This window comes from Cupriavidus sp. DB3, from assembly GCF_020418465.1.
In the GTDB taxonomy this organism is placed as follows: Bacteria; Pseudomonadota; Gammaproteobacteria; order Burkholderiales; family Burkholderiaceae; genus Cupriavidus; species Cupriavidus cauae.
On the sequence record NZ_JAIZPL010000004.1, the window covers coordinates 54432 to 68262 of the forward strand.

The following is a 13831-nucleotide window of genomic DNA, read 5'->3' on the forward strand; positions in this document are numbered from 1 at the left end:
ACTCGTTCGACCTCAAGCTGTTATTGCACGCCAGATTTCCATGCGTTCCCAGCCGTGCGGAAAGCCCATTGCCTGTACCGGAACGGCATATTGGGTAATCAGCTTCTTGAGATCGGCACACCAGCTTTGCTTGGGCGAAATCCGCCGCATACAGTGCGTCAGGATGACAAGGGAGTTGTAGAGCTTACGGGAGCCATGCTGGAATCCATCGCGCAGCGCAGCGGGCTTGTTCCGAGGCAAAACCGGGGTAATCGTGAACTCCCGGTTCCAGAGCCGGCAGTGATGCGCGCAGGTGTTGCGTACCAATGAAAGGTGACGCAGCCACGATTCCCATACCTTCTCGTCCACCCCATATTCCATCGCAATGGCCCGGCGGGCCGGCATCGGTTTGAGGTTGTTGTACCAGCGAGAAAGCAGTCCGAGCGTCATTACCTCACAGACCGCCCACACTGGGGGCAAGGGCTCTGCGTAAGTCGCTTTCAAATGTTTGATGAACATTTCGTCGGACCGGCCTACTTCTTCGGCAAGCTTATCGAGGTTCAGTCGCCATAGGTGGGGCTTGAACGCCAATGCGACATCGAGATGGGCGTGAGGCCCGTATCGGTGAGCCAATTGATAGGCCCACTGACTGCGCATGGAAACCTCCAGGCGTTCGATGGCATCGAGGACATGCAGCCGCAAGGCGCGATCGAATGCGTAGAGATTCATCACGTCAGCAAAGCAGCTGCCGGGCCTGAAAATATGGTTGGTGTGGTCCTGTTCGAATGGCAGCCAGTACGCCGCGAGGTGGTAATAATTCAGATGTCGCAGGCAGGCTTCTGCTTCCGCCGGATCGTCGATCATCATGCCCCGCCGTTGCAGCAAGGCCACCTGCTGCGCGTGAGTCGTAGCCGGCTTGCCAAAGGGGATTTTCATCGTTGTTCCGATGCAGCCCTGGCCAGACTCTGCCGCACAAAAAAGTAACCCGCCGGTTTGAGGGTACGCTCGCGCGCATAGCCTTGGCGGGTTTTGTTGCCGCGTAGTATAGGGGCGGGCCGGAGCCCGGTGCAAGAGGTTCGCTTCATGGAACGCATATCAGCATGCCTGCTGCACAGCGTCGACTTCAACGCTGCAGCAAGCTGTCGGTTCTTGCATTCGGCGTTCTGGCGGCCCCAAAAGGCCCCAAAAAGCAAAAGGCCAGAGCGCACGCTCTGGCCTTTGAATCTTGGTGGACCGAAGGAGGATCGAACTCCCGACCTCTGCATTGCGAACGCAGCGCTCTCCCAGCTGAGCTATCGGCCCGTAGCGGGCGATTATAGCGCGAGCTTTGCGGCGAATTCAAGCCGTCGTGGCGGGTTGGCGTGACCGCCGTCGACCCAGCCATGACGCCGCCTCTAGCCGCCTCTAGCCGCCTCAAGGCCCTCAAGCCACCTCACGCCAGCTCAAGCCGCCATGCCCGGGTTTCCGCCCATTCCCTTGACCGACGGCAGGTTCAGCGGCGCCGCGGCCACTTCCTTGCGCTGGCGCAGCCAGCCCGCCATCAGGTCCCAGATCGGCGGGCCGCCGTTGTGGCGGGCTTCCTCGGCGACCGGGGCCCAGCCGGCGACCTTGTAGGTCTTGCCGGCCTCGATCGGCTTGCCCTTCAGGCGCATCTCGGTGATCCGCTTGCCCATCGGCGCGGCCGGGTCGATGGTGTACTGCAGGCCGCCGACGCGGACCATGTCGCCGCCCTGCTGGTAGTAGGGGTCGGGGTTGAAGAGGTTGTCGGCCACGTCCTCGAGCACGGTCTTGATGGTCTCGCCGCTCATCTGCGTCACCGTGGTGTACGGGTAGGTAATCGCGGTCTGGTCCATCAGCTTTTCCATCGTGATGCCCTCCCCGGGCAGCAGCGTGGTGCCCCAGCGAAAGCCCGGCGAGAACGCGATCTCGGCGCCCTGCACGTCCATCAGCCCGTCCAGGATCAACTGGTCGAAGGTGCCGTTGAAGTTGCCGCGGCGGTAGAGCAGCTCCTTGTTGACGGCCAGCACCTCGCCCAGCTTCTGCTCGTAGGGCGCGCGGACCTTGCGGATCAGCGCCTCCATCGCCGGATCGGCGGGCAGGTAGTCGGCGAACACCGGCAGCAGCCGGTAGCGGAAGTCGGCCACCTTGCCGCCGCGCACGTCGAAGTCCAGCACGCCGAGGAACTTGCCGTTCGAGCCGGCGTTGGTGACCAGCGTGGTACCGCCCGCGTTGCGCACGCGCACCGGGGCCGGCACGCCGTCATGGGTATGGCCGCCGAGGATGGCGTCGAGTCCGCGCACGCGCGAGGCGAGCTTCAGGTCGACGTCCATGCCGTTGTGCGACAGCAGCACCACCGCCTGCGCGCCCTTGGCGCGGGCCTCGTCGATGATGCGCTGCAGGTTCTCTTCCTGGATGCCGAAGGTCCAGTCGGGCACCAGGTAGCCGGGGTTGGCGATGGGCGTATAGGGGAAGGCCTGGCCGATGATGGCGACCGGCACGCCATTCATCTCGCGCAGCGTGTAGGCCTCGAAGACCGGGTCCTCGAAGTCCTTCGTCTTGACGTTCTGCGCCAGGAAGGCGACCTTGCCCTTGAAGTCGCGGTCGACCACCTCGCGCACGCGTTCGGCGCCGAGGGTCATTTCCCAGTGCGGCGTCATCGCGTCGACGCCGAGCGCGAGCGCGGCATCGACCATGTCCTGGCCGCGCGTCCACAGCGCGGTCGCCGAGCCCTGCCAGGTGTCGCCGCCGTCGAGCAGCAGCGCGCCGGGGCGGCTGGCCTTCAGCTGCTTGACCAGCGTGGCCAGATGGGCGAAGCCGCCGACCTTGCCGTAGCGGCGCGCGGCCTCGGTGAAATCGAGATAGGTGAAGGCGTGCGCCTCGGCGCTGCCTGGCGCGATCCGGTAATGCTTCAGCAGGGCCTGGCCGACCAGGTGCGGCGGCTTGCCGGCATAGTCGCCGATGCCCAGGTTGACGCTGGGCTCGCGGAAATGGACCGGCAGCAGTTGCGCATGGCAGTCGGTGAAATGCAGCAGGTGCACGTTGCCGAAGCGCGGCACGTCGTACAGCCTGGCGGCGGCCTGGGCCGCCTGCGCGTCGCGCGTGGGGAAAGCCATGCCCGCGGCGCTGGCGATGGCCAGCACCTGCAGGAACTCGCGTCGGTTCATTGTCGTCTTCCTCTCGATGGCGGCCGCGCGGTCCGGGCAGGATCGGTGCAGGACCGGGACGGGCCGCTTTGCCGCCGCGCTAGGGCCTGGCGTACTTGGCCAGCGCGGCGACTTCCTCCTCCAGCATCTCGCCGACTTCCTTCTGTACGACCTTGCCCCTGGCGTCGATCACGTACAGCTCGGGCAGGCCCTTGCGCGGACCGATCGCGGCGCGCAGCGCCGGCGTGTCCATCGCCGCGGGGAAGGTATAGCCGCGCTGGCGCAGATAGCCGACGGCGTCCTTCTGGTCCTTGTCGATGCTGATGGTCAGCACCTGCAGCGGCGTGCCACGCGTGCTGTCGTAGAGCTTCTGCAGGCGCGGGTTCTGCAGCGCGCAGAACGGGCACCACGAGGCCCAGATCTGCACCACCAGCGGCTTGCCGGCCCAGTGCTCGGGCGGCACGGTGCGGCCGTCGAGCAGCTGGACCGCGGGCAGGCGCACGGTGTCGCCGACTTCGAGGGCGGCGGCCGGGGCGGGAAATGCCAACGCCAACGCCAACGCCAACGCCACGGTGGACGCGATGGCCGCGACGATGCCCGACGCCGCGGCGCGCATCGCGCGATGCGGCCCCTGCCTCCAGCCGACCGTCACCACCGCCGCGGCCCGCATCCCGCCCTCTTACTGATTGACCGGCGAGGCCGGGTCCAGCAGCAGCGCCATCACGTCGCGGATCTGCTGCTCGGTCAGGATGCCCTTATGGCCAAAGCGCGGCATGTTCGAGCACGCGGCGAAGGCGTTCGAGTCCCAGATCTTGCCCCAGGTGTACTTGAGCACCGCTTCCGAGTTGCCGCGCAGCTTGCCGTACTGATACAGCGACGGGCCGATGTTGCCGAAGGAGATCTCGGCCTTGGTCATCTGGTGGCAGGCATAGCAGTTGCCGCCGTTGACGCCGCCGGGCGGGTCGGAGAACTGCATGCCGCGGCCGAGCTGGGCCACCTTCTCGCCTTCCTTCCAGTCGCCGAGCCAGCGGTTGTCGGCCGGATAGCGGATCTTCTGCTGTTCGGCGGCCTCGACCTTCTTCGCCACCGCGGCCGGCACCTTGGTGCGGTCGGGATAGTCGCTGCACAGCTGCTGCATCTCGTCGCGCTCGAGCACGCCCTGCAGCGTGGCCGGGCCCTTCGAGGTGAACGAGTTGGCGATCAGGCGTTTCATGTCGCCGTCGGAAACCGGCGGGAGTGTGGCCGCGGCCTTCGGCGAGGCCTTGCCCTTCGATGCCGCGCCGTCCTGCGCCATCGCCGGCGCCGCCAGCATCGCCAGGGCGCCGCACACCGCCACGGCTGCCGCGCGCAGGCGCAGGCGCGATTGTTCTGTCTGGATCATGTCGTGCTCTCCCCCTGGTTCAGCGCTTCAGGCCCGGGCCGTCGTAGGTGCCGCCGTTGGCATTGCGCGCCAGGAACATCGTGAGCGCGGTGATCACATCGGAGCCGTAGGCGGGCTCGGGGAAGCGCTGCTGGCGCAGGCAGTCGTAGAGCCGGTGCTGCATGGTGCGAACCTCGCCCTGCGACACGCGGTACGCCGGCCAGGTGGTGTAGGCCGCCTGGGCGCCCTTGTCGGTCAGCAGATTGGGCAGGTCCTGCAGGCGAATGCGCTGGCCGTCGACCGCATGGCAGGTCGCGCAGGCGAAGTCGTAGGCGCCGCCGCGGTAATAGAACATCTTCTGGCCGAGCGCGTAGACCTGCTTCTCTTCCGGATGGTCCAGCTTGACGTTCATCTTGACGCCGCGCGACTCGCCGGTGACGAAGGCCACCAGCCGCTCGATGTCGGAACGCTTGCCCGAGGACGAGAACGGCGTCGCCTTGGCCTGCTGCTCGGTCAGCCCCTGCAGCGTCGTGCGGCACCACACCAGCCGCTGCTCCAGGTCCATCACCTTGCCGGCGTCGGCGAAATAGCGCGGCAGCTCGGCGTAGGCGCCCTTGGTCACGCCGGGGCCCTTGCCGAGGTCGCACCGCTCGAGCGATACGTTCTTCGGCCCGGCCGGCTTTTTCCACAGCTCCTCGCCGGCGGCTTCCCACAGCTCTGCGGGATTGCCCTCGGCCAGCATCTGCCGGTACTTGGCGATTTCGTCGGTGGTATTGCTTTCGCCCTGCGCCTGCACGGCCATCGCGCCCGTCAGCGCGACGGCGCCGGCGGCGGCCAGCACGGCCCAGCCAGAACGGCGTCGGTTCGGTCTCATGGGGTTTCTCCTCTCGGTCTCGCCGACCAGGCGGGCCGCTGTTGTTCTATGCGCGGATCTTCCATGCGCGGATCGCGCCGCGCAGCACGCTACGGCTTGATATAGGCGTAGCCTTCGTCCTGCTGCAGCCGCGCGATCTCGACCACGCCGGCCTGCACGATCTTGGTTTCGAGCAGCAGCTTGTTCTCGGGAATCTGGCGGGCGGTCAGCGTGTTGCGGCAGACGCGGAACTCGACGCCCATGCCGGCCAGCGCGCCGACCGCGGCATCGAAGGTGTTGCCGCGCGCGTCGCGGGCGCCCTCGACCAGGAAATCCACGCCGTAGCCGAGCGCGACCACGACGATCTTGGTATTGGGCGCGCCGGCCAGATGGTTGCGCAGATTGCCTATCGCGCGCACCGCCTGGTCGTTGCCTTCCGACAGCTGGTACACCACCCGGTGGCGTCCGCCCCCGCTCCGCGGCGCGCCCGCCGTCTGGGCCGCGGCCCGGCTACCGAGTCCGACCGCCGCCAGCGCGGCGGCCGCCTTTGCAAAGAATGCTCGACGCATGATCTTCCTTCCGCCGCGTCCGCCGCGCCTCGTGCGCGGCCGCCGACCCGGCTACCGAAGGGGCACCTTACCAGAGCGGCCGGCAACCTGCCGTCCGCGCCGGCATCACGAGATGGTGGCCTCGTCGGTCCGCTTGTCGCCGCGATTGTCGACCCAGGTCACCGTGACCTTGTCGCCCTTGGCGCCGCCCTTGAACTTGAAGTTAAGGAACGGGTCCTTGGACACCGCCGGGCCGAAGTTGGCGTGGAAGACCTCCTTGCCCTTGCACTGGGCGATCACGGTCTGGATGTGCCAGGCCGGGATGGTCTTGCCGGACGCGTCCTTGCGCTGGCCGGTTTCCATATCGTGTTTCATCAGAATCTTGACGTCGACCACGCCGCCGTTCTCGGTGGCGCGTACGCGCATCGGGTCTGCCATGACGTTCTCCTGTTGCGATGGTTGCGATGGGCAGTCTGGGAAAGCGGGACGCCGCGGCGGTCAGCGCGGCGCCTGTGCCTGCGATCGGCTTGTCAGCCGCCGCAGCCGCCCAGCGTCACCTTGATCTCCTTGGAGGCGACATACCACTTGCCGCCGGCCTTGACGGCCGCATGCACCACGGAGGTCTGGCCCATCTTCACGCGCGTGGAGACGAACGGCTCGGTGCCGGCCGGGATCACGAAATCCGCGGCCAGCGTATTGGGATTCTTCTCGACCAGGATCGCGATCTGCTCGGTGTCGGGCAGATTGCTGGTGACCGCCACCGGCACCACGGCGCCGTTCTCGGCGATATCGGGCGCGTTGAAGGCGATCGAGCCGCTCTTCTCGGGCGCACCGCCGCCCAGGGCCTTGATCACGTCGTTGACGCTCTTGCCCTCGAAGGCCGCCTTGTTCCATTCGGCCGCCTGCGCCTCGCCGATCAGGCCGGCGGCCGCCATCAGCGACACGACGGCGCTGACGCGCAGCATCTCTCGTCTTGTGATGTTCATGGTGTCCTGCACTCCTGCTTCTACCCGCCCCGCGGTATTCGTTTTGGTCGCCAGGCCGGCCGGCCTGGCGCGGGCGGTGCATCGCCGCCCGGTGAGCGGCCCCTGACGCGAGGCGCCGGGACCGTCCGCTTACTGCCGTTGTTGCTGTTGTTGCTGCAATGACTGCTGTTGCTCTCTTGCAGTGGCCGGCGTATCGGCGCAATCACGAATGCCGCCGATACGCCGGCCCGTCACCAGGCATTACTTGGCCGGTGCGCCCGCCAGAATCCACTCCAGCACGGTCTTCACATCGGCATCGCTGATATTCGGGTTGGCCGGCATCGGCACCGGGCCCCAGACGCCCGAACCGCCCTTCTTGACCTTGTCGGTCAGCTTAGCCATGGCGGTCTTGTCGCCCTTGTACTTGGCGGCGACTTCCTTGTAGGCCGGCCCGACCAGCTTCTTGTCCACCTGGTGGCAGCCCATGCAGGCGTTCTTGGTGGCGATCTCCTGGGCCTTGGCCGCATCGACGGCGGCGTGGGCGGAGGCCGCACCGGCCAGCATCATGGCTGCAATCACGAACTGCTTCATTGTTCTCCTCTCCGAACTGGAATGAGCCGTGGGGACGGCACGGCCGTGTGGCAGCGAATCTGCCCGGCACGGCGGCGTATTGGTCCGGCCCGGCCCCTTCGATGGGGGCGCCAGGCGGCCCAATACGCTATTTTGCCTCAAGTATCCACTTCACCATGGCTTGAATATCCGATTCTGGAACCTGCGGTTGCGGCGGCATCGGCACCGGCCCCCACGCGCCCTGCCCGCCGCTGCGGATTTTCTGCGCCAGCGGACCGTGCGCGTCCTTGCCCTTGTAACGCTGGGCGATCTCGTGGAACGACGGTCCGACCAGCTTGCGGTCCTGCGCGTGGCAGGCCAGGCATTGGTACTGGCCGGTCAGCCTGGCGCCGAGGGGCTGGGCGGCGGCGGTGGGCGCCGGGTTGGCCGCCGCGTTGCCTACAGTCGCGGCCGCGGCCTTGCCCTCCGGCTTGTCCTTCGCCTCGTCCTCCGGCGACCCGGTCGCGACGCCGCGCACCGGGCCGAAGCCGCGCTGCTGCGCCGCCAGGTCCCCATGCGTGCCGCGCGCGTATTCCGGGATCAGCGAACTGACCTCGACCTTGCCGGCGCAATTGGTCATGCAGGCGGTATTGCGCGTGTCCGGCTTGCCGCGGCCCGGCCACAGGCCGTGCTCGGTCGTCATGCCGTTGCGGTTCGGCAGCTTGCGCTGGACTTCGCCGATATTGGCGTCCGACAGCGTGAAGTCGGACGGCACGATGTCGCCCAGGTTCAGGATGTAGGCGGTCACCGCGTAGACCTCGTCGACGGTCAGGCTCTTTGGCGCGTCCCACGGCATCGCGCGGTGGATGTAGTCCCACAGCGTGCTGACGGTGCTCAGCTTCATCAGCGAGGTGCGGTAGGGCTGGGAGCCGGTCATCGCCGCGACGCGTCCGCTGGCGATATCGGCCGCGGTGGTGCCGCCGGCGATCGGCGTGAAGACCGCGTTCGATTCGCCGAAGTCGCCGTGGCAGGAGGCGCAGCGCGCGTCCCAGACGGTCTGGCCCTGCGCGACGGTGCCGCGCCCGGGCGGCAGGCCCTGGAAGTCGGGACGGACGTCGATGTCCCAGGCTTTCACTTCGGCGGCGGTGGCGGTGCGGCCGAGCTGGGCGCGGGCGGCCTTGGCGTCCCTGGAAACCGCGGCGTCCCTGGAGACCGGGGTGCCCTTGGAGACCGGGGCGCCCCCGGAAAGCGCCGCGTCCTGGACCGCGGCATTGGAACCCGCCTGCGCGGCACGCACCGCCGGAATCGACAGGGCCGCCCCGCCCGCGATGCCGATCAGCAGGCCGGCCAGCATGGCGCCACGGCGCCGGCCCGGGCGGGCGCCGGCGCGGGCGCGATTGCCGCGCTTGCCGCGATCGCCCTCATCGCCGCTATCGCACCTGGACATTGGACACCTCGCCGCTGGCCGCGACCAGCCAGCTCTGGATCGCGTTGTTGTGGTAAATCGAACGCGTGCCGCGCACCGCGCGCAGTTGCACGATGGTCGGCTGCACGTAGCCGGTCTCGTCGATCGCGCGGCTCTGCAGGATCGCCGGCGAGCCGTCCCAGACCCAGTCGAGATTGAAGCGGGTCAGGCATTTGGGCAGCACCGGCGTCTCCAGCCGCGCGGTGCGCCAGTTGCGCCCGCCATCGACCGAGACATCGACGCGGCGCACCTTGCCGCGGCCCGACCACGCCAGCCCGCTGACGTTGTAGAAGCCCTTGCCGGTCAGCCGCTGGCCTCCCGACGGCGTGGTGATCACGGACTTGCACTCCTGGATCGACGTGTACTGGCGCAGCATGCCGTCCGGCATCATGTCGACGTAGTGCAGCGTCTCTTCCTTGGTGTTCCAGGGCCGGTCGCCCAGCTCCAGCCGGCGCAGCCATTTGACCCACGACACGCCCTGCACCCCGGGCACCACCAGCCGCAACGGGTAGCCGTTCTCGGGCCGCAGCATCTCGCCGTTCATGCCCCAGGCGACGATGATCTCGTCGGCCAGCTCCATCGGGATGGTGCGCGTCATCGCCGAGCCGTCGCCGCCTTCGGCCAGCAGATAGCGGCCGCGGCGCTGGTCGGCGCCGGCGTCGTCGAGCAGCACGCGCAGCGGCACGCCGGTGAATTCGCAGCAGGACAGCATGCCGTGGGTGTACTGCACCGTCGGCACCGCGACATTGCCCCATTCCATGCCGGTATTGGCGCCGCATTCGATGAAGTGCATGCGCGACACCGACGGCAGCCGCATCAGCTCGTCCATCGTATAGACGCGCGGGGCCTTGACCAGGCCGTTGATCATCAGCCGATGGCGGGTCGGGTCGATGTCGTGCCAGCCCTGGTGATGCCGCTCGAAATGCAGGCCGTTGGGCGTGATGATGCCGAACAGGCCCTGCAGCGGCGCGAAGCTGACCGAGGCGGCCGACACGCGCGTCAAACCCGGCGATTCGCGCCGCATCAGCGCGGTTTCGTGGCTGGAGGGCTGGCCGTAGGGGCGCGCGGCAACTGGCTGGCCGAGCGAGGTCGCCCAGGGTTGGGGTTTCAGGATCGCGGGATCGCCGTCGGCGGCGGTGTGGGTGGCCGTAGAGGTTGCCGTAGAGGCCGCGGCATTGCCGGTCGCGGCGCGGGCCGGCTTGACCAGCCCCACCGCGGCCGCGGTGGCGCCCGCCGCCGCAAGAAAGCTGCCGCGCAGCAGATCGCGCCGGCGGCTGTCGATGCCGTGGCGCCCGATCTGCTGCTGCAGGTCGGCACTGACGAAGTGTTCCGGCGCGGGCTCGATGCGACCCGGGCGACTGCGGTCCGGCACGTTCGGTCTCCTCCGGCCGCTCGCCGCGCTCCCGTGCGGGCGCGGTCGGCATGCCTGTTCGTATTGGGGCGCGCGCCGGTGAGGACCGCTGCGCGCTTCGTGCTGCTGGTTCAGCGCGCGCCGGTGGCGACCGATGCGCGCTTCGTGCTGCTGTCAGCGCACCGCGCCGGCTCCGCCCGTCTTGCGCGGCGACGCGCCGCGCCGCTTCGGCTCGGTGGGCATGAAGCGGTCCACCATCGCGACCTGCTGCGCGTCGTCCTCGATCCGCGCGGCCACCTGCACGCACACGGTCCGGCACAGCTCCACCACGCTCTGGTCGGCGATCGCGTAGTACACCAGGTTCGCTTCCTTGCGCCGCGCCAGCACGCCGGAGCGGAACATCGCGTTCAGATGCCGCGACACATTGGCCTGCGACGAACCCACCGTCTCGACCACAGCGCCGACCGGCTTCTCGCCGTCGCACAGCGCGTGCAGGATCTTCAGCCGCGTCGGCTCGGCGAGCAGCGCGAAGTAGTGCGACACCTGTTCGAAAACGCGATCCAGTTCGTTCATGCGATTCACTATATGCGTATATGCGTGAAGACGCATATATCGTTTACCCCCGGCTCCGGGCAACGACGGCGCGCAGGCCACGCTCGCCAAATCGCACCATGTCGAGCCATGCCGCTGTCCTGTCGGCGTCCTGTCGGCGTCATGTCTGGCGCCGCCTGGCAGCGACGTGAGAATGCGAGCCACCCACGCAACCTTGCTAAAGTCCGCGTCGTTAGACGATCGAGCCGGGATAGCCCGCGCCCATACATTGCGTCCCTCCACCACGACGAAGGAGCAACGAAGCATGGCCTCGGTTTTTCCTACCCTCTGTTCCCACAAGGCGCTGATGGCAGCCGCCGAAGGCGCGGCCGCGGCCAGGGACGCTGCTGGCGCGATGCGTTGCGCGGCGCCATATTTCGAAGCAACGGGCTCCGTGCAGATCGGTCCCTATTCGGGCCATCTGCGCTATCTGACCCCACCGCGTGCCAATCGGCCCACGCGCGCGATTGCAGAGCTCGACGAAGCGGTGCAGAAGCAGCGCAGCCTCTGCAGGAAGCTGTTCGACAAGGTGTTTCGTGGCATCGGCCTGGACGGCCAGGTATCGCTGAGCGAGACACAGTTCCACGCGTTCCGCTACGTGGACGGCCTCTATGACACTGCGGTGAATTGGCTCGGGCAACAGAAGTGGGCCGAGGCAAGCGAGGACATTGCGTTCATGGCTTCCTCGATGGAGGTCTTCAGGAATGCATCGGCGGCATTGGCGCGAATTCGGACGGCCGCCAGAAAGGGCGATCAATCGGCGCTGCAGGGTATCGCCCTGTCGATCTCCGTGCCGGTCGTCGCCGAGGCAGCGTGGCGCGACCCCGGCACCATTCGGCGGCTCGTGGCGTTGTGCGGCACCAGCCGGGACATCCTCTGCCTCGCGGGAACCGGTGATCCGATGCACCAGGGGAGCGCCGTGGCGGGCTTCAGCCGCATGCTCGATGACGATGCCACCGTCCAGTGCATCGCCGACACACTTGCCAACGAAATCCGCGGCATGTCGTTCCACGATGCCCGCAAGCGGGTGCTGTCCTTCATGATCCAGGGGCGGTACAGCTCCTTTGCCAGGGATCGCGCGGGCCGCGACCGCGTTCCGCAATTGTGGATCGCACTGCGCGACACCGTGGCGACGAGCGAGGACGCGGCCATCCTGGCGAACGATCACGTCGCCTGCGGCCTCGGGGCGTATCACCGCGCGATGAACTTCGTGCTGTCGGACAAGTCGGCCATCCATCGGATACGGCTGTCCCTGCTGGACCTGCTCCACATGAATCCGCCCGACGACGGCTGGCGCATCAGCCCGGAAAACGGGCGCAAGGTAGCGGCATTCCTGATGGGCACTGCCGTGGACCAGCAGGCGCAACCGGGCACGATACTGTCGCGCAGTGCGCTGCAGCTGGTCTGGGGCCACTCGGTCATCGCGACGGCCATCGACCGGACGGCGCGGGACACCCTGGCGGCCGGCGGCGACATCAGACCGCTGCAGCCGCTACTGCGGACGCACCCGAACAAGACCTACGTCGCGCAGTACTGCCGTATTTCGCCCGTCATCGGCACATGGGGCCGGGCATGGACCAGTCGCTATGGCGCACGCGAGGAGATTCCGGCCGATGCGGGGAGCGCACCGCGTCGTTCCCCGGCAGCGGCACGGTCGTTTGCGGTGGCCTGACGCCGGCCTTGCCGAGTCATTGCTTACCCCAGCGCGTCCGCCCAGATCGCATTGGCCCAGGCGAAGGCGTAGGTCGCTTCCAGCGTATTGGGCGCCGTCGACACGCCGCCGGAGTCCGGCACCGTCACCATGGTCTTCTTCTGTGCGTCGTAGCGATGCACGCTGGCGACGTGGATCACCTCGCGATCGGAAGTGAAGCTGTAGCAGGTGTTGTTGTACAGCGGCTCGGGATTGGGCTGCCGGCCGGACAGCAGCGCGACGATCGCCGCCGCCGCGATCTTGCCGTGCTGGTTCGCCATGTGTCCGGACTTGGGCATCAGCGGCGCGATCTGGATGGCGTCGCCGAGCACGTGGATGTTCGGCACGGCCCTCGATTCGAAGGTCAGGAAGTCGACCTCGCACCAGCGGCCATTGGCGGTCGCGAGGCCGGTGTTGACGGCGATCGCGCCGGCGCGCTGGGCCGGCACCACGTTGGCGACGTCGACCCGCTCGTCGTCCTGGACCTCGAACTTCAGCGTGCGCGTGGCGGGGTCGATATCGACGGTGCGGTATTGCGGCCGGTATTCGACGATGCCCTTGTACTTGCTGGCCCACACCTGCTTGAACAGCGCGGCCTTCGATGTCACGTCGGGATTGGCGTCGAGGATCAGCACCTTGCTGCGCGGCTTGGCCTGGCTGAAATAGTGCGCCACCTGGCAGGCGCGCTCGTACGGCCCCGGCGGGCAGCGGTAGGGCGCCAGCGGCACCGTCAGCGCATAGGTGCCGCCGTCGCGCATCGCTTCGAGCTGGCGGCGCAGCGCCACCGTCTGCGGGCCGGCCTTCCATGCGTGCAGGATCTGGTCGCCGCCGGGCCGCTTCAGGCCGGGCACGTCGTCGGGCATGAAGTCGACGCCCGGCGACAGCACAAGCCGGTCATACGGCAGCGTGCCGCCGCCGGCCAGCCGTACCTGGCGCTTCGACGGGTCGATCGCGGCGACGGTGTCACGGACCACCTTGACGCCGTGGCGCCGGCTCAACGCATCGTAGGACACCGTCAGGTCCTCGATCCGCTTGCTGCCGCCGAGCACCAGGTTCGACAGCGGGCAGGAGATGAAAGTCGGATTTGGCTCGACCAGCGTCACGTCGATGGTGTTGTCGCTCCATTCGCGCAGATAGCGCGCGGCGGTCGCGCCGCCGTAGCCGCCGCCGACCACCACCACCTTGCCACCGCTGGCGCGCGCCGTGCCGGCGCTGGCGCAGCCGCCGAGCAGCGTGCCGACGGCCGCCGGCCCGATGGCCGCGGCGGCCGCTGCCGCGCCGAGAAATTCGCGTCGTTGCATGTCAGCTTCCCCTCGCTTGTTTGACCGCACTACTGG

At 67.9% G+C, this 13831-nt stretch carries 14 protein-coding genes and 1 tRNA gene; 1 reads left to right on the top strand and 14 read right to left on the bottom strand.

Annotated features, from left to right (window positions below):
* Nucleotides 1–12: 12 nt before the first annotated feature.
* The 13 genes from K7G19_RS13765 to K7G19_RS13825 form a co-directional block, all read right to left on the bottom strand.
* A complete protein-coding gene (locus K7G19_RS13765; protein WP_226107732.1) occupies nt 13–915 on the bottom strand; it encodes an Abi family protein in 903 nt (300 codons plus the stop codon).
* Nucleotides 916–1205: 290 nt separating this feature from the next.
* Nucleotides 1206–1281: transfer RNA gene (locus K7G19_RS13770), tRNA-Ala, on the bottom strand.
* 140 nt (nt 1282–1421) lie between these two features.
* The gene (gene soxB / locus K7G19_RS13775) at nt 1422–3143 is read right to left on the bottom strand and encodes a thiosulfohydrolase SoxB (protein WP_226107733.1); all 1722 of its coding nucleotides are present in this window, start codon (nt 3141–3143) and stop codon (nt 1422–1424) included.
* Between the two features lie 79 nt (nt 3144–3222).
* A complete protein-coding gene (locus K7G19_RS13780; protein ID WP_226108151.1) occupies nt 3223–3738 on the bottom strand; it encodes a TlpA disulfide reductase family protein in 516 nt (171 codons plus the stop codon).
* Between the two features lie 63 nt (nt 3739–3801).
* Nucleotides 3802–4503: a sulfur oxidation c-type cytochrome SoxX gene (soxX, locus tag K7G19_RS13785; protein WP_226107734.1), complete on the bottom strand. Its 702-nt coding sequence runs from the start codon at nt 4501–4503 to the stop codon at nt 3802–3804.
* A gap of 19 nt (nt 4504–4522) precedes the next feature.
* The gene (gene soxA, locus K7G19_RS13790; RefSeq protein ID WP_226107735.1) at nt 4523–5356 is read right to left on the bottom strand and encodes a sulfur oxidation c-type cytochrome SoxA; all 834 of its coding nucleotides are present in this window, start codon (nt 5354–5356) and stop codon (nt 4523–4525) included.
* An 89-nt stretch (nt 5357–5445) separates the two neighbouring features.
* The gene (locus tag K7G19_RS13795) at nt 5446–5904 is read right to left on the bottom strand and encodes a DsrE family protein (protein WP_226107737.1); all 459 of its coding nucleotides are present in this window, start codon (nt 5902–5904) and stop codon (nt 5446–5448) included.
* 105 nt (nt 5905–6009) lie between these two features.
* The gene (gene soxZ, locus K7G19_RS13800; RefSeq protein WP_149317537.1) at nt 6010–6321 is read right to left on the bottom strand and encodes a thiosulfate oxidation carrier complex protein SoxZ; all 312 of its coding nucleotides are present in this window, start codon (nt 6319–6321) and stop codon (nt 6010–6012) included.
* Between the two features lie 92 nt (nt 6322–6413).
* Nucleotides 6414–6869 carry a thiosulfate oxidation carrier protein SoxY gene (soxY, locus tag K7G19_RS13805; protein ID WP_149317536.1) on the bottom strand — a complete coding sequence of 152 codons (456 nt, stop codon included), beginning with the start codon at nt 6867–6869 and terminating at the stop codon, nt 6414–6416.
* Between the two features lie 240 nt (nt 6870–7109).
* Nucleotides 7110–7439: a c-type cytochrome gene (locus K7G19_RS13810; protein WP_149317535.1), complete on the bottom strand. Its 330-nt coding sequence runs from the start codon at nt 7437–7439 to the stop codon at nt 7110–7112.
* Between the two features lie 127 nt (nt 7440–7566).
* Nucleotides 7567–8844: a c-type cytochrome gene (locus K7G19_RS13815; RefSeq protein ID WP_226107739.1), complete on the bottom strand. Its 1278-nt coding sequence runs from the start codon at nt 8842–8844 to the stop codon at nt 7567–7569.
* Complete coding sequence (soxC, locus tag K7G19_RS13820; protein WP_226107741.1) at nt 8828–10234, bottom strand: sulfite dehydrogenase; 1407 nt, start codon at nt 10232–10234, stop codon at nt 8828–8830. The genes K7G19_RS13815 and soxC overlap by 17 nt, the downstream gene beginning before the upstream one ends.
* 153 nt (nt 10235–10387) lie before the next feature.
* Nucleotides 10388–10786 (bottom strand): helix-turn-helix transcriptional regulator, encoded by a 399-nt coding sequence (locus K7G19_RS13825; protein WP_149317532.1) that lies wholly within the window; start codon nt 10784–10786, stop codon nt 10388–10390.
* Between the two features lie 283 nt (nt 10787–11069).
* Here K7G19_RS13825 and K7G19_RS13830 point away from each other — a divergent pair, with 283 nt between their 5' ends.
* Nucleotides 11070–12476 carry a hypothetical protein gene (locus tag K7G19_RS13830; RefSeq protein WP_226107745.1) on the top strand — a complete coding sequence of 469 codons (1407 nt, stop codon included), beginning with the start codon at nt 11070–11072 and terminating at the stop codon, nt 12474–12476.
* A 23-nt stretch (nt 12477–12499) separates the two neighbouring features.
* On the opposite strand, the gene K7G19_RS13835 is transcribed toward K7G19_RS13830, so the two are convergent.
* A complete protein-coding gene (locus K7G19_RS13835; RefSeq protein ID WP_226107746.1) occupies nt 12500–13795 on the bottom strand; it encodes an NAD(P)/FAD-dependent oxidoreductase in 1296 nt (431 codons plus the stop codon).
* Nucleotides 13796–13831 lie beyond the last annotated feature (36 nt).